An 18,361-nucleotide genomic window follows, 5' to 3' on the forward strand; every position below is an offset into this window, starting at 1 on the left:
GGCCGCCTCAGGCGCAGCTCTCGAACCCGGCGGTGATCCAGTCGACGAAGGCGTCGACCGGCGTGTGGTCCAGCTTGTCGCTCGCGACCACCACGTGGTGGCCCTCCTCGGTCTTGACCGAGGTGGTGCCGATCCGGGTCAGCCGCCCGTCGGTCAGCGGCCGCTGCAGTAGCTGGTGCCAGCCGACGATCACGCCTTCCCCGGTGATCGCGGCGTAGACGGCGTCGGAGTAGTGGTTGAACGTCATCACGCCGCGGCGGGGTGTCGCGTCGATCCCGGCGAGGGAGAACCACTTGGGCCAGCTCAGCCACTGCCGCTCGCGCGGCTCCGCCTCGATGAGGGGGAGGGTGGTGAGGAGCTCCTTGTCGACGCGGTCCGGGAGCGCCTCCACCAGCGACGGGCTCGCGACCGGGTAGGCGATCTCCTCCAGGCAGGCGACGCTGTAGCCGTCCCGGAACGGGGGCTTGCCGTAGCGGATGGCGACGTCCGCCTCGCCGAGCCGCAGGTCGACGGCATAGTCGGAGGAGAGCACCGACAGCTTCACGTCCGGGTGCGCCACGCGGAAGGACGGCAAGCGTGGCAGCAGCCAGAAGTGCGAGAACGCGAGGGAGGTCGACACCGTCAGCGTCGAGACGTCGCGCCCCTCGCGGATCTCGTCGATGGCCGCGGCCATGCGCGTAAAGGATTCGGAGACAGCCTCGGCGAGGAGACGGCCGGCCGCGGTCAGCTCCACCTGACGGTTGCCGCGCACGAAGAGCGGCTTGCCGAGATCGGTCTCCAAGGCCCTGATTTGGCGGGAGATGGCCGCTTGTGTCACGCCCAGTTCGCCGGCCGCCTTGGTGAACCCCTCGAGACGCGCGGCGGCTTCGAACGCCGCCAGGGCGCCGAGCGAGGGAACGCTGCGCCTCAACCGTGACATGGCACCAACCCCGTCAAAACACATAACCCCACATCATGTGTCGGACGAGTTTTTATCCGATTGCAGATTCCGTTTGTCGAGCCAAAATACTTCCAGTATCGGCGCTGGACATGGTCCACCAAGAAGAATTGAGGGTGCTTGTTAATGCAGCAAGTCGTGCGTCCACGGCGGGCAGTAGACCCCGCCGACGATGACCTGGGTGCCCTGATCGCCGCACGGCGCCCCGGATATTCGCTGCCAGCCGCCCTGTACACCGGGGCGGCAGCCTTCGAGGCGGACATCAGCGTCGTGTTCCATCATCACTGGATCGTGGTCGGCGTCGAGGCCGATGTCCCCGAGCCCGGTGACGTCTACGCCGTGGATATCGGCCCCACACCGATCATCCTCGTGCGCGACGACGAGGGGCAGATTCGCGCCTTCCACAACGTGTGCAGCCACCGCGGGGCGAAGATCGTCCCGTCCGGCCGCGCCATCGTCGGCAAGCTGGTGTGCCCCTACCACCAGTGGACCTACGAGCTGACGGGCGAGCTCACCGGCGCGACCCACATGGGCCTCGACTTCGACAAGGCGCTCCATCACCTCCAGCCGGTCGCGCTTCGCAACATCGGCGGGCTCATCTACGTGTGCCTGTCGAACGATCCGCCGGAGGACATCGCCGCGTTCGAGGCGATCATGGGCCCGCGTCTCGCCCCCTACGATCTCGCGAACACGAAGATCGCCTACGAGACGGACCTCATCGAGGAGGGCAACTGGAAGCTCACGATGGAGAACAATCGTGAGTGCTACCACTGCGCCGGCAACCACCCGGAGCTCGCGCTCTCCTACTACTCCACTGACCTCGGCTTCGACCCGTCGGAGCTGTCGGACGAGGAGCGCGAGCAGGCCGACTGGCTCTCCGCGCAGTATGCCGAGCGCACCGCCCTCTGGGAGGCCTGCGGGCTGCCCTCGTCGACGGTGAACAACGTCGTCGGCCACCCGACCCAGTTCCGCACCCAGCGCCTCATCATCGCCGGCGCCGGCGAGTCGCAGACGCTCGACACCCGCGCCGCCTGCCGCCTGCCGCTGTCGGAAGAGGTCGCCACCGGCTCGGGCGACACGCACCTGTGGACGGTGAACGGCTGGAACCACTTCATGGGCGACCACGCGGTGGTCTTCACCGTGCTGCCGCTCGGTCCGGACAAGAGCCTCCTGCGCACCAAGTGGCTGGTCCACAAGGACGCCGTGGAGGGCGAGGACTACGACCTGGCCAACCTCATCTCGGTCTGGGTCGACACCAACCGGGAAGACGCCGACCTCGTGCGCATCGCCCACCAGGGCGCCATGTCGGCCGGTTATCGCCCCGGTCCCTATTCCCGCTTCACCGAACGTACCCTCGACGAGTGGTCGACCTGGTACGTCGAACGCATGCAGGCACACGGTTACGGGGTTTGAGTTCATTCAGTTTACCTGCCACGCGGGCCGAGTGGCGTACCGATCGTTGGGCCCGGATGCGTTGCCTCGCCGCCTGGGACGAGACGCACGACGTGCGCTCGTTCCTCCTCGCACCCGAGGACGGCGGGCGCATCGCCTATAGCCCCGGCCAGTTCATCACCATCCGCGTCCCGGGACCGGACGGCGAATTGGTGGAGCGCTGCTACACGCTGTCGTCCTCCGCCGCCGGGGAGCGCACCGCCACCATCACCGTGAAGAGGAAGGAGGGCGGCGTCCTCTCCGGCCATCTTCACGCGACGCTGACGCCGGGCACGGTGATCGAGGCGTTCGGCCCGTCCGGCCAGTTCGGCCCGACGAAGGCCGACGACAAGTATCTCCTGCTCTCGGCCGGCAGCGGCGTGACGCCGATGCTGTCGATGGTGCGCACCGCCGTCGACCTCGGCATCGACCTCGACGCCGTGTTCATCCACGCCGCGCGCACGGAGGCGGACATCATCGCCGCCCACGACCTCGCCGCCCTGGCACGGCGCCTGCCGAACCTGCGGATCGTCACGGTGGCGAGCCGCGCCAACGGGGCGTGGGACGGCGAACGGGGCCGCATCGACGCCCATGCGCTGGCGCGGCTGGTGCCGGACCTCGCGCAGCGGACGGTCCTGTGCTGCGGCCCCGAGGGGTTCATGAAGGCGATGCACGAGGCCGCGCTGGCGCTCGGCGTGCCGGACAGCCGCTACCTCGAGGAGTCGTTCGACTTCGGCGAGGTCGATGTCGACGTGCCGGCCGACGGTCGCCTCTTCCGCATCACCTTCGCCAGGTCCGGCAAGAGCTTCGACTGCCCGGAGAACCTCACCATCCTCCAGGCGGCGAAGCTGGCGGGCATCCCGATGGCCTCGTCCTGCGCCAAGGGCGTGTGCGGCACGTGCAAGTGCCTCAAGACCTCCGGCTCCGTGGACATGAACCACGGCGGGGGGATCCGCGACCGCGAGGTGGCGCGGGGCTTCATACTGCCCTGCTCAAGCCGTCCGCAAACTGATATCGTTCTAGACCGCTGAGCCTGATCCGCTCGCTTAAAGGAAGCTCATGTTGAAGCGCGCCGACCCGCTTCTCGATCCGTACACGTTCAAGCACCTGACGCTGAGAAACCGGATCATCTCCACCGCGCACGAGCCGGCCTACACCGAGGGCGGCCTGCCGAAGGAGCGCTACCGCCTCTACCACACGGAAAAGGCGAAGGGCGGCATCGGGCTGACGATGATCGGCGGCTCCACCTGCATCGCGCCGGACTCGCCGCAGTCGTTCGGCAACATCGAGCTCTGGCGCGACGAGTCGGTGCGCTGGCTGAAGGAACTCTCCGACGAGAGCCACGAGCATGGCGCCGCGGTGATGATCCAGATCACCCACCTCGGCCGCCGCTCCTACTGGTCGCGCGCCAACTGGCTGCCGCTGATCGCGCCGTCCTCGGTGCGCGAGGCCGCCCACCGCGGCTACCCGAAGGCGATGGAGGACTGGGACATCGCCCGGGTCCTCAAGGCCTACGCCGACGGCGCGGAGAAGGTGCAGGCCGCCGGCCTCGACGGCATCGAGATCACCGCCTACGGCCATCTCTTCGACCAGTTCCTCTCCCCCCTCACCAACAAGCGGGACGACGAGTACGGCGGCAGCCTCGAAAACCGCATGCGCTTCGGCTTCGAGGTGCTGCAGGCGATCCGCGAGCGCGTCGGGCCGGAGATGATCCTCGGCCTGCGCCTCGTCTGCGACGAGGATGTGAAGAACGGCATCTCCCGCGACGAGGGGATGACGATCGCCAAGACCTACACGGACTCCGGGCTGATCGACTTCATCAACGTCATCCGCGGCCACCTCGACACGGAGGAGGGCCTTTCCAAGGTCATCCCCGGCATGGGGGCGCGGTCCGCCCCGCACCTCGACTTCGCGGGCGAGGTGAAGGCGGCGACGAAGAAGGTGACGATCATGCACGCCGCGCGGATCCAGGATGTCGCGACGGCGCGCCACGCCATCGAGTCCGGCAAGCTCGACCTCGTCGGCATGACGCGGGCGCACATCGCCGATCCGCACATCGTCGAGAAGATCAGGGCCGGGATCGAGGAGCGTATCCGCCCGTGCGTCGGCATGGGCTACTGCATCGACTCCATCTACGCCGGCGAGGCGTCGTGCGTGCACAACGCGGCGACCGGTCGCGAGGCGACGATGCCCCACCACGCGAGCCCGTCCAACGGGCCGAAAAAGAAGGTGGTTGTGGTCGGTGCTGGCCCTGGTGGCCTTGAAGCTGCTAGAGTCGCCGCGGAACGGGGCCACGATGTCGTCGTCTTCGAGGCTCAGGATCAGCCCGGCGGCCAGGTCCGCCTGACGGCCGGCCTGCAGCGTCGCAAGGAAATCCTCGGCATCGTCGACTGGCGCGTGTCCGAGTGTGAACGGATGGGCGTCGAGTTCCGTTTCAATACGTGGGCCGAGCACGACGACGTCGTCTCGGAGAGCCCCGACGTGGTGGTGGTCGCCACCGGGGGCATGCCCGACTTCTCCTTCCTCGAGGAGGGGGAAGATCTTGCCACTTCGTCCTGGGATATTCTGTCCGGTGCGACCAAACCGGCAAAGGAGGCAATCCTTTATGATGACAATGGCGCACACCCTGGCCTCACGACGGCCGAATTTCTCGCCCGTAGCGGTTCATCCGTACGTGTTGTCACCCCGGAGAGAACCGTGGGTCCGGAGGTCGGAGGCACCTCCTTCCCGCCTTATTTCAAGGCTTTCTCGGATTATGGTGTCGAGGTTACGCTGAATCTCCGGCTGACCGGGATCCGCCGCGTGGGCAACCGCCTCACCGCCGTCTTCTGGGACGAGTACGGTGAGCGGGAGGTCACGCGGGAGGCCGATCAGGTGGTGATCGAGAACGGCACCCAGCCCCTCGATCAGCTCTATTTCGACCTCAAGGCGGGTTCGAAGAACCACGGCGAGGTGGACCTTGCCGAGGTGATGACCGGGGCACCCCAGACCGTCGAACGCAACGCCGAGGGCGCCTACACGCTCTGGCGTGTCGGCGACGCGGTCGCGAGCCGCAACATCCACGCCGCTGTGTTCGACGCCCTGCGTCTCGTCAAGTCCATCTGACCGCCAAGCCGACCGTCCCTTCCGGATCGGGCCGTGTGAGACCCGCAGGGCCTCTCCTTTCGGTCCGGCAGGAGATCCGGTCGAGCGACAGACCGCTACCCGCCTCGCGCGGCACCTGCCGCGCGGGGCGCCACGCCGGTTCCGGCCGGTGAGGAGGCCCGCCGACCACTGCTCGCGCCGGCCGCCCGCCGATTGCCCCATCACCATTTGCCGCCCCGCAGCCGCACGAACGGTCGTCGCTGCACCCGCATAGGGCGATTTGCGGCCGGGCGCCGCACCATCCGCACCATCACCGACTTGAGCTTCGTCAACGCGTCCCGGCGCGCCGTCCCGCATGGTTGGCGCAGGCGCCGCCGGCGGTGACGGGCGAGGGCGCGTGCGTCATCTCGCCCCCGTGACTGCGCGCGGCGAGAGCGAGGCGGGACTGCGCCGCGAACTTGGCAAGGCGCACCACGGTCAGTAAGGATCGTCCATGAGACGACAAGCTCTTGGACTTATTCTAGTTTGCGCCGGGCGGAAACTTCCGTGACGGGCGCGCGCGGGACCGGGACCTCCATTCTCGTCGGCGTCGCCACCCTCCTGTGCGTGGCAACCCTGCTGCCGCTCGCGGCGCTCATCGTCTCGGCCTTCGCCGGCAGCACCGACGCCGTCGCCCACTACGCCTCGACGGTGCTGCCGCAGTACATCCTCAACACCGTCACCCTGGTGATCATCGTCGCCGTGCTGGCGACGACGGCGGGCGTCTCCTCGGCGTGGCTCGTCACCATGTGCCGCTTTCCGGGGCGGGAGATCTTCTCCTGGGCGCTGGTGCTGCCGCTGTCGATGCCGGCCTACGTCAGCGCCTACGCGTACACCTACCTGCTGTCCCACCCCGGCCCGGTCCAGACGGGCCTGCGCAACGTCACCGGGTGGGGCCCGCACGAGTACTGGTTTCCGGACATACGCAGTCTCGGCGGGGCCGCCTTCGTCATCTCGATGGTGCTCTTTCCCTACGTCTACCTGATGGCGCGGACGGCGTTCCTGCAGCAGTCGGCGAGCGCGTTCGAATCGGCGCGCATCATGGGCCGCTCGCCCTGGCGCGCGTTCATCGGCGTCGCCGTGCCGCTCGCCCGTCCCGCCATCGTCGCGGGCGTCGCTCTCGTCGTGATGGAGACGCTCGCCGACTACGGCGCGGTGTCGTTCTTCGGCGTCCAGACCTTCACCACGGCGATCTACCGCACGTGGTTCTCGCTCGGCGACCGCACGGCCGCGGTGCAGCTCGCCCTCGTCCTCGTCTCGCTGGTGCTGCTGGTGGTGGCGCTGGAGCGGGTCGGGCGGCGCGGCAAGCGCTTCTCCGAGGCGGGGCGTCCGTTCCGCGGGCTGCACCTGTCGGGCTGGCGCGCCGGGCTCGCCGTCCTCGCCTGCACGCTCCCCGTCGCGCTGGGCTTCCTGGTGCCGGTCCTGACGCTGGTCGGCCTCGGCGTCTCGCTCGACGTGTCCTGGCTCGACGCGCGCACCACCGGCCTCATCGCCAACACGGTGACGCTCGCCACCGTCGGCGCCATCGCAACGGTGAGCGTCGCGGTCGTGATCGCCTACGCGCGGCGCCTGTCGGGCGGGCGGATGACACAGGCCCTCGGCCAGCTCGCGAGCTTCGGCTACGCGGTGCCGGGCGCCGTCATCGCCGTCGGCCTGCTCATCCCCTTCGGCGCGTTCGACCGCTGGCTCCACCACCTCATGATGGCGACCTTCGGCTTCGGCACCGGGCTTCTCCTGACCGGGACCATCGCGGCGGTGGTGTTCGCCTACGTGGTGCGCTTCCTCGCTGTCTCGCTCAACGGGGTGGAGGCGGGGATGGCGCGCATCTCCCCCTCGCTCGATTCCGCCTCGCGCACGCTGGGGGCGGGGCAGGGGCGGACGTTCCTGCGCATCCACGCGCCGCTCCTCTCCGGCGGCCTGCTGACGGCGTTCCTGATCACGTTCGTCGACATCATGAAGGAGCTGCCGGCGACGCTCATCCTGCGCCCCTTCAACTTCGACACCCTGGCGATCCGCGCCAACCGCCTCGCGTCGGACGAGCGGCTCGCCGAGGCGGCGGTGCCGTCGCTGATGATCATCGCCGTCGGCCTCATCCCGGTGGTGCTCCTGTCGCGACAGATCGCGCGGACGAACCGGCGGCGCGGGGAGGTGTCGGCGGCCGACGCCAGCGCGATCGAGGTCATCGCCTCCGGCGAGGCCAAGCCCGACGAGGTCGCCCCGAGCGTCCCGGCGTGATAGGAGGTTGACGACTCCCACCCTGCGGTCCCTCCGGCGTCTTCCGGGACTCCCCGTCTCCACCCGCGCCTCCGGCCGTCGACCATAGGACTTTCCGACCGGAATGGCGTTCTTCACTCGCGCGCGTCTCGTCACGTTCGCCGTCGCGGCCGCGGGTGCGGCCATGTTCCTGCTGCTCGGACTGCCGCTGCCTTTCCTGTTCGGACCGATGACGGCCTGCCTCGTCGCCGCGCTGCTGGGCGCGCGGCTGCAGCGCGCGGGGACGCTCGGGACGGCGGCGCGGACGGTGCTGGGCCTCGCGGTCGGCGCGTCGATCACGCCGGAGGTCGTCGACCGGCTGCCGTCCATGGCGGCCTCGCTCGCCCTCGTTCCGCTCTACGTCCTCCTCATCGGCGCGGTGGGCGTGCCGTACTTCCACCGCGTTGCGAAGTTCGACCTGCCGACGGCCTACTACAGCGCCATGCCCGGCGGCATGCAGGACATGATCGTCTTCGGCGAGGTGGCGGGGGCCAACGTGCGCGCCCTGTCGCTGGTGCAGGCGACGCGCGTGCTGACCATCGTCACCGTCGCGCCGTTCCTGCTGATCAACGTCTACGGGGTGGAGTTCGTCAATCCGGTGGGGGCGCCGGCCGGCGACCTGCCGCTCAGCGAGATCCTCATCATGATCGCGGCCGCGCTGATCGGCTGGAAGGGCGGCGAGCGCATCGGCCTCTTCGGCGCGTCGATCATCGGGCCGATGGTGCTGGCGGCGATCCTGTCGCTCACCGGCCTCCTGCATGACCGGCCGCCGCGCGAGGCGGTGCTCGCCTCGCAGTTCCTGATCGGCCTGTCGGTCGGCGTCTACTATGTCGGCGTGACACTGCGCGAGTTGCGGCACATCGTCGTGGTCGGCGCGGTGTTCGTGCTGGTGCTGGCCGCCCTCGCGGCCGCGTTCACGGAGATCGTCGTCCTCTCCGGCCTCGCGCCCGCGGTGGAGGGCTTCCTCGCCTTCGCGCCCGGCGGACAGGCGGAGATGGCGATCATCGCCATCGTCGCCGGCGCCGATCTCGGCTACGTCGTCACGCACCATCTGGCGAGGATGGTCCTCGTCATCGTCCTCGCGCCCATCGTGGCGGCGATGGCCAGGATCCGGCCGCGCCGGCCGGACGAGGAGGGCCCGTGAAAGCCATTTCCGAACAGCGGAACGGCTGTTAAGTTCCGCACCCGACAAGAAACACAAGGACGAGCGACATGACGGAAGCGCTGCTGTGCGAGGGCCTGAGAACGCCGATCGGGCGCTATGGCGGAGCGCTCAGCCCGGTGCGGCCCGACGACATGCTGGCCCACGTCATCGCCAGGCTGATGGAGCGCGTGCCGGGGCTGGACCCGGCGGCGATCGACGACGTGATCATGGGCTGCGCCAACCAGGCGGGCGAGGACAACCGCAACGTGGCGCGCATGTCCGCGCTGCTCGCGGGGCTCCCCGAGTCGGTCTCCGGCGCCACGATCAATCGCCTGTGCGGCTCCGGGCTCGACGCGGTGGGGAGCGCGGCACGGCTCATCCAGTCCGGCGACGCCGAGGTGGTTCTCGCCGGCGGCGTCGAGAGTATGTCGCGCGCGCCGTTCGTGATGGGCAAGGCCGACACCGCCTTCTCCCGCAACGCCGAGATCTTCGACACCACGATCGGCTGGCGTTTCGTCAACAAGGCGATGAAGGCGCGCTACGGCATCGATTCGATGCCGGAGACCGCCGAGAACGTCGCCGAGGAGTTCCAGGTCGGCCGTGAGGACCAGGACGCCTTCGCGGCGCGCTCCCAGGCACGGGCGATCGCGGCGCGGTCGAGCGGGCGGCTCGCCAGGGAGATCGTCCCGGTCGAGATCAGGCAGCGCAAGGGCGACCCGATCATCGTGTCCGACGACGAGCACCCGCGCGAGACCTCGGTGGAGAAGCTCGCGAAGCTGCCGACGCCCTTCCGCGAGGGCGGCTCGGTGACGGCGGGCAACGCGTCCGGCGTCAACGACGGCGCTGCGGCGCTCCTCGTCGCCTCGCCGGCGGCCGCTGAGCGCTACGGCCTGACGCCGATCGCGCGCATCGCGGGTGGTGCGACGGCGGGCGTGCCGCCGCGGATCATGGGGATCGGCCCGGCGCCGGCGACCGCAAAGCTGCTGGAGCGCAAGGGGCTAAAGATCTCCGACGTCGACGTCATCGAGCTGAACGAGGCGTTCGCGGCGCAGGCGCTGGCGACGCTGCGCCAGCTCGGCCTTCCCGACGACGCCGAGCACGTCAACCCGAACGGCGGGGCCATCGCGCTCGGCCACCCGCTCGGCATGTCCGGCGCGCGGCTGGCGCTGACGGCGGCGATCGAGATGAAGGAGCGCGACGCGGGCCGCGCCGTCTGCACGATGTGCATCGGCGTCGGCCAGGGTATCGCGCTCATGCTGGAGCGCGTCTGACGCGCGGGGCGCGCCACCCGGTGGAGCCGGGCGGCGCGTCCGGTCAGGAGTAGAAGTAGGCGAGCGCGGCGACGACCACCGCCGCCAGAACGACAGCGGCCCACAGGAAGGTCGGTCCCTTGCCCTGAGCGGCCTGCACCTCGATCGCCGCCTCGTCGGGGATCGAGGTCGGGGCGATGGCCGCCGTCGGGGCGGCCGCCGGTGGCGCCGCGGCGGCCGGAGCCGGAGCGGGCGCCTCGCTCGGGGCAACCGCCTCGACGGTCGTCTCGCTGGCGGCCTCGGCGGGCGCCGCGCCCGCGCCGACCTTTGCGGACAGGCAGGTGAAGAAGTCGGACGCGTATTTCTTTGCCGTCGAATCGACGAGGCGGGAGCCGAGCTGGGCGAGCTTGCCGCCGATCTTGGCCTCCGCGCTGTAGGCGAGGATGGTGTCGGCCCCGTCCTCGGTGAGCGTCACGTCCGCCTTGCCCTTGGCAAAGCCGGCCACGCCGCCCTTGCCCTCGCCCTGCAGCGTGTAGCTGACGGGGGCGTTCTCGTTCACGATCTCAACGTCCGCGTCGAAGGTCGCCTTCACCGGGCCGACCTTGGCAGTCACCTTGGCCTTCATGGTGCCGTCTTCGGCCATGTCGAGCGACTGGCACCCGGTGATGCATTCGCGCAGGATCTCGGGGTCGTGCAGCGCCTCCCACACGACCTGGCGCGGGGCGGGAATACGGTGTTCGCCGGTAAGCTCCATCGGATGTCCTCGTGAACTCGTGTTCTGCGTTCGGCCCGGATCGGTCCGACGTCGTTGAGGGCAAATTGAGCACTCAACCCGCTCGCGGCAAGCGTCCGAACGTCGATCATCCGGCAAACTGGCGCGGGAGTGCGCCAATGTTTGAAACGCCGGGCGCTTTACACCGCCACAAACTGCTGCCCTAATCACAATCAGAGAGAGCAAAAATGCTCCGATATCTAGGGAGGGTGGTGATGAGTACGGCGATCGCCGTGTTTCATGGTGCCTTCGGTCGTGCCGCACTTTACCGGCTGAACCGGCCGCTGGCACCGCACGCGCACCGCGAAGGGCACTTGATCTTCCTCGTCCGCGGCATCGCCGGAAGCGTCGCGGTGGACGGCGAACGGCACGCCGTGCACTCCGGCCAGGCGATCGCGATCAGCCCGTGGCAGCCGCACGACTTCCAGCCCGGCGATATCGGCGAGGGCGCGCTGTTCCTGACGCTCTACATCAAGCCGCGCTGGTTCGAGGACCTGTCGCGGGCAATGGGCCAGGCGATGCGTTTCGGCGCGCCGACCCTTCCGGTGGACGGGGCGATGCGCGTCCGCGTGGAGCGGATCGCCGATCTCCTCGCCTCCGGCCACCAGACGACGGCGCTCGCCGAGGTGACGGCGCTCACCCGCGCCGCATTCGACCGCACTTGGTTCGCCGAGACGCCCGGCGCGCTGTGCGCGCTGCGGACCCGGCAGATGCCCAGTGTCCGCGACTTCCGCATCCGCAACGCGCTCGCCCTGATGAACGAGCGTGTGGCGGACGTGTGCGCGCTCGACCGGATCGCGCGGGACGCTGGGATGTCCCGCCCGCACTTCTACAAGCTGTTCCGTCAGAACCTCGGCGTGACGCCCAACATGTACCTCAACACGCTGCGCCTCGAGCGGTCGATCGACCGGCTGGTGTGGTCGAGCGACGCGGTGACGTCGATCGGCCTCGACCTCGGCTTCGCCAGCCAGGCGAGCTTCACGCGTTTCTTCTCCAACAATGTCGGCATCGCGCCGACGGACTATCGTCGGTGCGCGCTGGTGGCGGCCGCCGCCTGACGGGGCGCGGGCGGGACGCTCAGAAGATCGCGCCGTCGATGTCCGGCGGCATGAAGTGGAATCCGTCCGACGCGCCGGCGTCCGGCCCGGCGCCGTCGTCGTCCGCCGCCGCGAGGTCCGGGTTCGTCCGGTCGTCGTCGTCCGCGGCGGCGGTGCGGCGGATGGGAACGTATTTCCATTCGCTGCCCGACGATCCCGCCGCCGCGGTGCTGTCGTTTCCGCTCGCGTACAGGAAGCTCAAAAGCTTTTGTGCCATCGTGGTGCTCAAATCCGTTGCGGGCCGCAAGTCTCGGCCGGATGAAACAATCCGGCGTGATTTGGAGAGGGGCTGTGGCGACCGCCAAACACGGTTGCGTCAACCCGATGTGTTGAGCCGGGCCGGACCGATGGACCAGCGCCAAAAGACGAGACTGTTGGGAATGCTGGGGGCCGCCGTTCCGGTACGCTGAAGTGCCGTCGCGACACGGCCAGGACGAAAAAGGAAACGCATCGCCTCATGGGGAGATTCGCCGCGCGTCACCCGATCTGGTCGGCCATCATCGTCCTCGCGGCGGCGGTGCTGATCTGGGCGATCTTCGCGCCCTGGCCGGAGGCGCTGGAGGATGCGATCGGCCGCAAGAAGATCTTCCTCAACGCGCTCTTCAACGGCATCACGCTGGGGGCGCTCTATTTCCTCGTCGCCTCGGGCTTCACGCTGATCTTCGGGCTGATGAAGAACGTGAATCTCGCGCACGGCTCGCTCTACATGCTCGGCGGCTACCTCGGCTACGAGACCGCGGCGGCGACCGGCTGGTGGCTCCTCTCCTTCGTCGTCGCCTTCGTGGTGGTGGGGCTGATCGGCGTCCTGCTGCAGGTCCTGGTCTTCCGCCGGATGGAGGGGGAGGACCTCAAGCAGACGCTGGTGACGATCGGCATCTCCATCGTCATCGCCGACCTGATGATGTGGATCTGGGGCGGCGACTTCTACCAGATCCTGACGCCGGCGTGGCTCTCCGGTCCGATCGACCTGCCGCTGATCACCGGGGTGAGCCGGCGCACGGGCGAGTACATCTACCTGACCTACCCGGTGGTCCGGCTCGTCATCCTGCTCGCGGCCATCGCCATCGGGGTCGGCATGTGGCTGGCGCTGAACCGGACGCGGATCGGCATGCTGGTGCGTGCCGGCGTCGACGACCGCGACATGCTCTCGGCGACGGGCGTGCGCATCCAGCGCGTCTTCGTCCTGGTGTTCGCCTTTGGCGCGGGACTGGCGGGGATCGCCGGCGTCATCGGCGGGACCTTCCAGTCGGTGGCGCCGGGTGAGGACACGCGCTTCCTGCTCGCCTCGCTGGTGGTCGTCATCGTCGGCGGCATGGGCTCGATCCCCGGCGCGGCCCTTGGGGCGTTGCTGATCGGCCTGGCGGAGCAGTTCGGCTCGGTCTACGCGCCGACCTACGCGGTGGTGCTGACCTTCCTCATCATGGTGCTGGTTCTCGCCTTCCGGCCGCAGGGCCTCGTCGCGGTGCGGCGCTGATGGCGATCCTCGACGCCCCCACCGACGCCGCGACCGACTCCGGGTCGCGTGCCGAGCGCCGCTGGTGGCAGCTCTCGGGCATTCCGCCGGCGTACTGGATCGTCGGGCTGATCCTTCTCTTCATGCCGGTGGTCGCCTCGGGCTTCGTGCTGTCGCAGCTCCTCGCGTGGTCATTCATCCTGGGCATGATCGCGCTGTCGCTGATGTTCCTCGCCGGCTACGGCAACATGGTCAGCCTGGTGCAGATGACGGTGGCGGGCGTCGCGGCCTACATGGTGGCGATCTTCGGCACCTCCGCCGTGGACACGATCTCGCTCGGCTGGCCGTGGTGGGTCGCCGCGCCGGTGGCGATCCTCGTGGCGGTGCTCTTCGGCACGCTCTCCGGCGCTCTGGCGGTGCGCACGGAGGGGATCTACACGATCATGATCACCCTCGCGATCGCCGCCGCGATGTTCTACCTGGTGCGGCAGAACTACAGCCTCTTCAACGGCTTCTCCGGTCTCAACCAGGTGAGCGCGCCGGTCTTCTGGGGCGTCAACTGGCGCGCGGCGGTGCCGTTCTACTACCTCTGCCTGGTCTGCGCGGCGCTGTCCTACCTCGCGGTGATCTACGTGAAGCGCTCTCCGTTCGGGCTGGCGCTGCAGGGTGTGCGCGACAATCCGCGCCGCATGGCGGCGCTGGGCTTCAACGTCACCGCCCACCGGATCGCCGCGTACGCGTTCGCGAGCCTCATCGCCGGTGTCGCGGGCGTGCTCCTCGTGTGGCTCAACGGGCAGGTCTCGCCGGGGACGATCGCGGTGGGGCCGGCGATCGACATCCTGATCATCGCCGTCGTCGGCGGCCTCGCGCATCCGATCGGCCCGTTCCTGGGCGCGCTCCTCTACGTGTTCCTGCGGACCTTCGCGCTCGACGTGCTGGTCTCCGTCGGGCTCGCGGGCGAGCGGTTCCAGCTCCTCATCGGGCTCGGTTTCCTGGTCGTGGTGTTCTTCTCTTCCGACGGGCTCCTCGGCATCTGGCGGCGCCTGCGCGAACGCTCGCGCCGCGACCCGCTGACGGGAGAGACCGATGGCTGAGACCGTTGCCTCGCGCCTGTCGACCACCGGAACCGCGAACGCGCTGGAGCTGAGGGGCGTCTCCCGGCTCTTCGGCGCGCTGGCCGCGCTGACCGACATCACGATGACGGTCCGTCCCGGCGAGCGGCGGGCGGTGCTCGGCTCCAACGGCGCGGGCAAGACGACGCTCTTCAACTGCATCACCGGCGACTTCGGCCCCTCGGCCGGCACGATCCGCCTGTTCGGCGAGGACGTGACGGCGTTTCCGCCCTACGAACGGATCCGCCGTGGTCTGCGCCGCACCTACCAGATCTCGCTGCTCTTCACCGGCCTCTCGGTGATCGACAACGTGTACCTCGCGTGCCGCGGCGTCTCGCGCGGGCGCTTCTCGTTGATGCGTCCGCGCCGGGGCGACCCTCTGCTCGCCTCCGCGCGCGACCTCGTCGACGCGGTGCACCTCACCCATGTTCGCGACACGGCGGTCGCCAACCTCGCCTACGGCCAGCAGCGGCAGCTCGAGATCGCTCTGGCGCTCGCCGGCGCGCCGCGCTTCATCCTCTTCGACGAGCCGGCGGCCGGCCTCTCGCCGACCGAGCGGCGCGAGCTGGTGGAGATCCTGACGGGGCTGCCGGAGCACATCGGCTACATGATCATCGAGCACGACATGGACGTCGCGCTGCGCGTCGCCGACCGGGTGACGATGATGCACAACGGGCGCATCTTCAAGGAGGGCCTGCCGCACGAGATCGAGGACGATCCGGAGGTGCAGGAGCTCTACCTCGGAGGCGCCCATGGCGGGCACTGAGGCCATCGCGGTCCGGCGCCGGTCATGCGCGCCCCCCCTCGGCCGGGGCGCGGGGAGGGGCTCTCATGGCGCGTGACGCCGCCGGTCCGCCGATCCTCGAGGTCAAGGGGCTCAACGTCTACTACGGGGCCTCGCACGCGCTGCAGGGCGTGGACCTGACGCTGCAGTCGGGCGTCCTCTCGGTGGTCGGGCGCAACGGCATGGGCAAGACCACGCTGTGCAAGGCCATCATGGGAATCGTGCCGTCCTCGGGCTCCATCCGCCTCGGCGGCGAGGAGATCCGTGGCCGCAGCTCCACCGAGATCGCGCGGATGGGCGTCGGCTACGTCCCGCAGGGCCGGCGGCTGTGGCGCTCGCTGACGGTCGACGAGCACCTGAAGCTGATGGCGCGCGGCAACGGCTCGTGGTCGGTGGAGCGCATCTACGCGACGTTCCCGCGCCTCGCCGAGCGCAAGAACAACGGCGGCGGCCAGCTCTCGGGCGGCGAGAGCCAGATGCTGGCGATCAGCCGGGCGCTGCTCCTCAACCCGCGCCTTCTGGTGATGGACGAGCCGACGGAGGGGCTGGCTCCGGTCATCGTCGCCCAGGTCGAGGACATGCTCGTCCGTCTCGCTGAGGAGGGCGTCCACGTTCTCGTCATCGAGCAGAACATCGGCGTCGCGTGCGAGGTGGCGCCGAACGTCGCGATCATGGTCAACGGCCGGGTGGACCGGCTGCTCGACGCGGGTCAGCTCGCCGCCGACCGCGACCTGCAGCAGCGCCTCCTCGGCGTCGGCCGCCATGCGCACGACGACACGCCCCGGCCCGCTCCCGAGGCCGCCGCGCCCGAAGGCGGGCACGCCGCGTCGACCGTCGCCAAGGTCTACCTCTCCAACCCTGTCGCGCCGACGCGCTGGTCGAGGCCGGTGCCGGTGCGCCTCATCGAGCAGGCCGCCCGCACCGTCTCCATGACACAGGGGCGCTCCACCGTGGAGGCGGAGCTGCGCCCGCTCGCGGGACCGGGCGAGGAGGTCGTCATCGTCGCCGGCACGCTCGACACCAAGGGCGAGGAGCTGCGCTACATCCGCGACATCATCCGCGCGCGCGGCCACGCGGTGCGGCTCGCCGACCTCTCCACGTCGGGCGCGCACTCGGGCGCGGAGATCCCCGCGCACCAGATCGCCGCCTTTCATCCGCGCGGCGCGTCGGGCGTTTTCGTCTCCGATCGCGGCGAGGCGGTGGCCGGGATGACCCTCGCGTTCGAGCGCTGGATCGCCCGCCAGTCGGGGATCTCCGGCATCGTCTCGGCCGGCGGGTCCGGCGGCACGGCGATGGTCGCCCCGGCGATGCGGCGCCTGCCGGTGGGCGTCCCGAAGCTCATCGTCTCGACGATGGCCTCGGGCAGCATCGCCCAGTATGTCGGCGCCTCCGACATCACGATGATGCACTCCGTGGCCGACATCGCCGGGCTCAACGCGATCACCCGGCGCGTCCTCGCCAACGCCGCCAACGGCATCGCCGGCATGGTGGAGAGCCGCGCGGCGATCCCGGCGGGCCTGCCGCCGGTCGGCATCACCATGTTCGGCGTCACCACCCCTTGCGTCCGCCAGGTGACCGAGGCGCTGAAGCGCGACCACGAGTGCCTCGTCTTCCACGCCACGGGGACGGGCGGGGCGGCGATGGAGGCGCTGGTCGACCAGGGCCTCGTGAAGGGCGTCATCGACGTCACCACAACCGAGATCGCCGACATGATGATGGGCGGCATCCTCGCCGCGACCGAGGACCGGTTCGGCGCCGTCATCCGCCGCAAGGTTCCGTGGGTGGGCTCGCTCGGCGCGCTCGACATGGTGAACTTCGGCGCGCCGGACACGGTGCCGCCGCGCTACGCCGGCCGCCGCCTCCACCGCCACAACCCGCAGATCACCCTGATGCGCACGACGGCGGAGGAGAACGCCGCGATGGGCCGCTGGATCGGCGAGCGCATCAACCGGATGGACGTCGCGCGGCTTCTCATCCCCGAGGGAGGGCTCTCGGCGCTCGACGCGCCGGGCGAGGCCTTCCACGACCCGGCCGCCGACCGCGCCCTGTTCGAGGCGCTGGAGGCGACGGTCCGCCAGACCGCGGCGCGGACCATCGAGCGTCTGCCGCACCACATCAACGACCCGGCCTTCGCCGCGGCGCTGGTGGCGGCGTTCCGGACGCTCTCCGGCGGGGAGCGCAAGCGGCGGGCGTCCTGACGCGCGTGCGGTGCTCGGATACCGGCGCTTGCAGGCGCCGCGTCAAGGGCCTACGAGGCGCCGATGCGCACCCGGATCAAGATCTGCGGCATCGCCTCGCGCGAGGAGGCAGGGACGGCCATCTCGGCCGGGGCGGACGCGCTCGGCTTCGTGTCGCCGATGCCGGGCGGCACGGGGACGATCCCCGACGCGACGATCGCCGCGATCGCCGCCGACGTGCCGCCGCCGGTCGCGACCGTGCTGCTGACGGCCGAGACCACCGCGGCCGCGATCTCCGACCACGTCCGCCGGACGCGAACCACGGCGGTGCAGATCGTCACCCACATCGACCCCGACGAGGCCGCGCGCCTCGCCGAGCTGGAGCCGGCGGTGCGGCGGATCCAGGTGGTCCACGTCGAGGGACCGGAGGCGCTCGGCCTGCTGGCGCCATACGAGCCCCACGTCCACGCCTTCCTGCTCGATTCGGGCCGGCCCAGCCTCGACGCCACCGACCTCGGCGGCACGGGGCGGACCCACGACTGGACGGTGAGCGCGCGCATCGTCGCGGCGAGCGCGCGGCCGGTGTTCCTCGCCGGGGGCCTCAACGCCCGCAACGTGGGGGAGGCGATCGGCAGTGTCCGACCGTTCGGCGTCGATCTCTACTCCGGCGTGCGGACCGGCACTCGGCTCGACCGGCACAAGCTCGCCGACTTCGTGAGGGCGGTGGGCGCGGGCACGAACGCGCGCGAGCGCGCCGCCTGAGCACGGCCCGCTCGCCCGTATTGACGACCGCGCGGCGGATCGACAAAGGTTTTGTCTATGGATACT

General features: G+C 69.9%; 15 protein-coding genes. 12 read left to right on the forward strand and 3 right to left on the reverse strand.

Annotated elements, in window-relative coordinates; genetic code table 11:
- Positions 1–7: 7 nt before the first annotated feature.
- On the reverse strand, positions 8–919 hold the full coding sequence (locus tag DLJ53_RS24650) for a LysR substrate-binding domain-containing protein (protein ID WP_162409526.1): 912 nt from the start codon (positions 917–919) through the stop codon (positions 8–10).
- Positions 920–1,063: 144 nt separating this feature from the next.
- Between DLJ53_RS24650 and DLJ53_RS24655 the strand changes: the two genes are divergently transcribed.
- From DLJ53_RS24655 to pcaF, 6 genes are all read left to right on the forward strand, one after another.
- Positions 1,064–2,350, forward strand: a complete 1,287-nt coding sequence (locus DLJ53_RS24655; protein WP_111350202.1) for an aromatic ring-hydroxylating oxygenase subunit alpha — start codon at positions 1,064–1,066, stop codon at positions 2,348–2,350.
- Between the two features lie 56 nt (positions 2,351–2,406).
- Positions 2,407–3,399, forward strand: a complete 993-nt coding sequence (locus DLJ53_RS24660) for an FAD-binding oxidoreductase (protein WP_111350204.1) — start codon at positions 2,407–2,409, stop codon at positions 3,397–3,399.
- 28 nt (positions 3,400–3,427) lie between these two features.
- On the forward strand, positions 3,428–5,473 hold the full coding sequence (locus DLJ53_RS24665; protein WP_111350206.1) for an oxidoreductase: 2,046 nt from the start codon (positions 3,428–3,430) through the stop codon (positions 5,471–5,473).
- Positions 5,474–5,998: 525 nt separating this feature from the next.
- Positions 5,999–7,726, forward strand: a complete 1,728-nt coding sequence (locus DLJ53_RS24670) for an ABC transporter permease (protein ID WP_244935158.1) — start codon at positions 5,999–6,001, stop codon at positions 7,724–7,726.
- A 103-nt stretch (positions 7,727–7,829) separates the two neighbouring features.
- The gene (locus DLJ53_RS24675; protein ID WP_111350210.1) at positions 7,830–8,888 is read left to right on the forward strand and encodes an AbrB family transcriptional regulator; all 1,059 of its coding nucleotides are present in this window, start codon (positions 7,830–7,832) and stop codon (positions 8,886–8,888) included.
- A 68-nt stretch (positions 8,889–8,956) separates the two neighbouring features.
- Positions 8,957–10,159 carry a 3-oxoadipyl-CoA thiolase gene (pcaF, locus tag DLJ53_RS24680; RefSeq protein ID WP_111350212.1) on the forward strand — a complete coding sequence of 401 codons (1,203 nt, stop codon included), beginning with the start codon at positions 8,957–8,959 and terminating at the stop codon, positions 10,157–10,159.
- A 43-nt stretch (positions 10,160–10,202) separates the two neighbouring features.
- Here the strand turns inward: pcaF and DLJ53_RS24685 are convergent, their stop codons facing one another.
- On the reverse strand, positions 10,203–10,892 hold the full coding sequence (locus DLJ53_RS24685) for an SRPBCC family protein (RefSeq protein WP_111350214.1): 690 nt from the start codon (positions 10,890–10,892) through the stop codon (positions 10,203–10,205).
- A 233-nt stretch (positions 10,893–11,125) separates the two neighbouring features.
- Between DLJ53_RS24685 and DLJ53_RS24690 the strand changes: the two genes are divergently transcribed.
- Positions 11,126–11,968, forward strand: coding sequence for a helix-turn-helix transcriptional regulator (locus DLJ53_RS24690; RefSeq protein ID WP_162409528.1), 843 nt, complete (start codon positions 11,126–11,128; stop codon positions 11,966–11,968).
- Between the two features lie 19 nt (positions 11,969–11,987).
- Here the strand turns inward: DLJ53_RS24690 and DLJ53_RS24695 are convergent, their stop codons facing one another.
- On the reverse strand, positions 11,988–12,224 hold the full coding sequence (locus DLJ53_RS24695) for a hypothetical protein (protein WP_146620082.1): 237 nt from the start codon (positions 12,222–12,224) through the stop codon (positions 11,988–11,990).
- A 240-nt stretch (positions 12,225–12,464) separates the two neighbouring features.
- Between DLJ53_RS24695 and DLJ53_RS24700 the strand changes: the two genes are divergently transcribed.
- The 5 genes from DLJ53_RS24700 (at position 12,465) to DLJ53_RS24720 (ending at position 18,295) form a co-directional block, all read left to right on the forward strand.
- Entirely contained in the window at positions 12,465–13,481 is a 1,017-nt protein-coding gene (locus DLJ53_RS24700; protein WP_111350220.1) for a branched-chain amino acid ABC transporter permease, read from the forward strand.
- Complete coding sequence (locus DLJ53_RS24705) at positions 13,481–14,554, forward strand: branched-chain amino acid ABC transporter permease (RefSeq protein ID WP_111350222.1); 1,074 nt, start codon at positions 13,481–13,483, stop codon at positions 14,552–14,554. The genes DLJ53_RS24700 and DLJ53_RS24705 overlap by 1 nt, the downstream gene beginning before the upstream one ends.
- Complete coding sequence (locus DLJ53_RS24710) at positions 14,547–15,338, forward strand: ABC transporter ATP-binding protein (RefSeq protein ID WP_111350224.1); 792 nt, start codon at positions 14,547–14,549, stop codon at positions 15,336–15,338. Before DLJ53_RS24705 ends, DLJ53_RS24710 begins: the two co-directional genes overlap by 8 nt.
- A 65-nt stretch (positions 15,339–15,403) precedes the next feature.
- Complete coding sequence (locus DLJ53_RS24715; RefSeq protein ID WP_111350226.1) at positions 15,404–17,554, forward strand: ABC transporter permease; 2,151 nt, start codon at positions 15,404–15,406, stop codon at positions 17,552–17,554.
- A 63-nt stretch (positions 17,555–17,617) separates the two neighbouring features.
- Complete coding sequence (locus DLJ53_RS24720; RefSeq protein ID WP_111350228.1) at positions 17,618–18,295, forward strand: phosphoribosylanthranilate isomerase; 678 nt, start codon at positions 17,618–17,620, stop codon at positions 18,293–18,295.
- Positions 18,296–18,361: the final 66 nt, after the last annotated feature.

The organism is Acuticoccus sediminis, from assembly GCF_003258595.1.
GTDB classification, from domain to species: domain Bacteria; phylum Pseudomonadota; class Alphaproteobacteria; order Rhizobiales; family Amorphaceae; genus Acuticoccus; species Acuticoccus sediminis.

Excerpts from the sequence above, each read along its gene's own strand:
- DLJ53_RS24700 (WP_111350220.1), top strand. The coding sequence starts at position 12,465 with ATGGGGAGATTCGCCGCGCGTCACCCGATCTGGTCGGCCATCATCGTC.
- DLJ53_RS24690 (WP_162409528.1), top strand. The coding sequence starts at position 11,126 with ATGAGTACGGCGATCGCCGTGTTTCATGGTGCCTTCGGTCGTGCCGCA.
- DLJ53_RS24650 (WP_162409526.1), bottom strand. The coding sequence starts at position 919 with ATGTCACGGTTGAGGCGCAGCGTTCCCTCGCTCGGCGCCCTGGCGGCG.
- pcaF (WP_111350212.1), top strand. The coding sequence starts at position 8,957 with ATGACGGAAGCGCTGCTGTGCGAGGGCCTGAGAACGCCGATCGGGCGC.
- DLJ53_RS24660 (WP_111350204.1), top strand. The coding sequence starts at position 2,407 with ATGCGTTGCCTCGCCGCCTGGGACGAGACGCACGACGTGCGCTCGTTC.
- DLJ53_RS24695 (WP_146620082.1), bottom strand. The coding sequence starts at position 12,224 with ATGGCACAAAAGCTTTTGAGCTTCCTGTACGCGAGCGGAAACGACAGC.
- DLJ53_RS24705 (WP_111350222.1), top strand. The coding sequence starts at position 13,481 with ATGGCGATCCTCGACGCCCCCACCGACGCCGCGACCGACTCCGGGTCG.
- DLJ53_RS24710 (WP_111350224.1), top strand. The coding sequence starts at position 14,547 with ATGGCTGAGACCGTTGCCTCGCGCCTGTCGACCACCGGAACCGCGAAC.
- DLJ53_RS24655 (WP_111350202.1), top strand. The coding sequence starts at position 1,064 with ATGCAGCAAGTCGTGCGTCCACGGCGGGCAGTAGACCCCGCCGACGAT.
- DLJ53_RS24685 (WP_111350214.1), bottom strand. The coding sequence starts at position 10,892 with ATGGAGCTTACCGGCGAACACCGTATTCCCGCCCCGCGCCAGGTCGTG.
- DLJ53_RS24665 (WP_111350206.1), top strand. The coding sequence starts at position 3,428 with ATGTTGAAGCGCGCCGACCCGCTTCTCGATCCGTACACGTTCAAGCAC.
- DLJ53_RS24715 (WP_111350226.1), top strand. The coding sequence starts at position 15,404 with ATGGCGCGTGACGCCGCCGGTCCGCCGATCCTCGAGGTCAAGGGGCTC.
- DLJ53_RS24675 (WP_111350210.1), top strand. The coding sequence starts at position 7,830 with ATGGCGTTCTTCACTCGCGCGCGTCTCGTCACGTTCGCCGTCGCGGCC.
- DLJ53_RS24720 (WP_111350228.1), top strand. The coding sequence starts at position 17,618 with ATGCGCACCCGGATCAAGATCTGCGGCATCGCCTCGCGCGAGGAGGCA.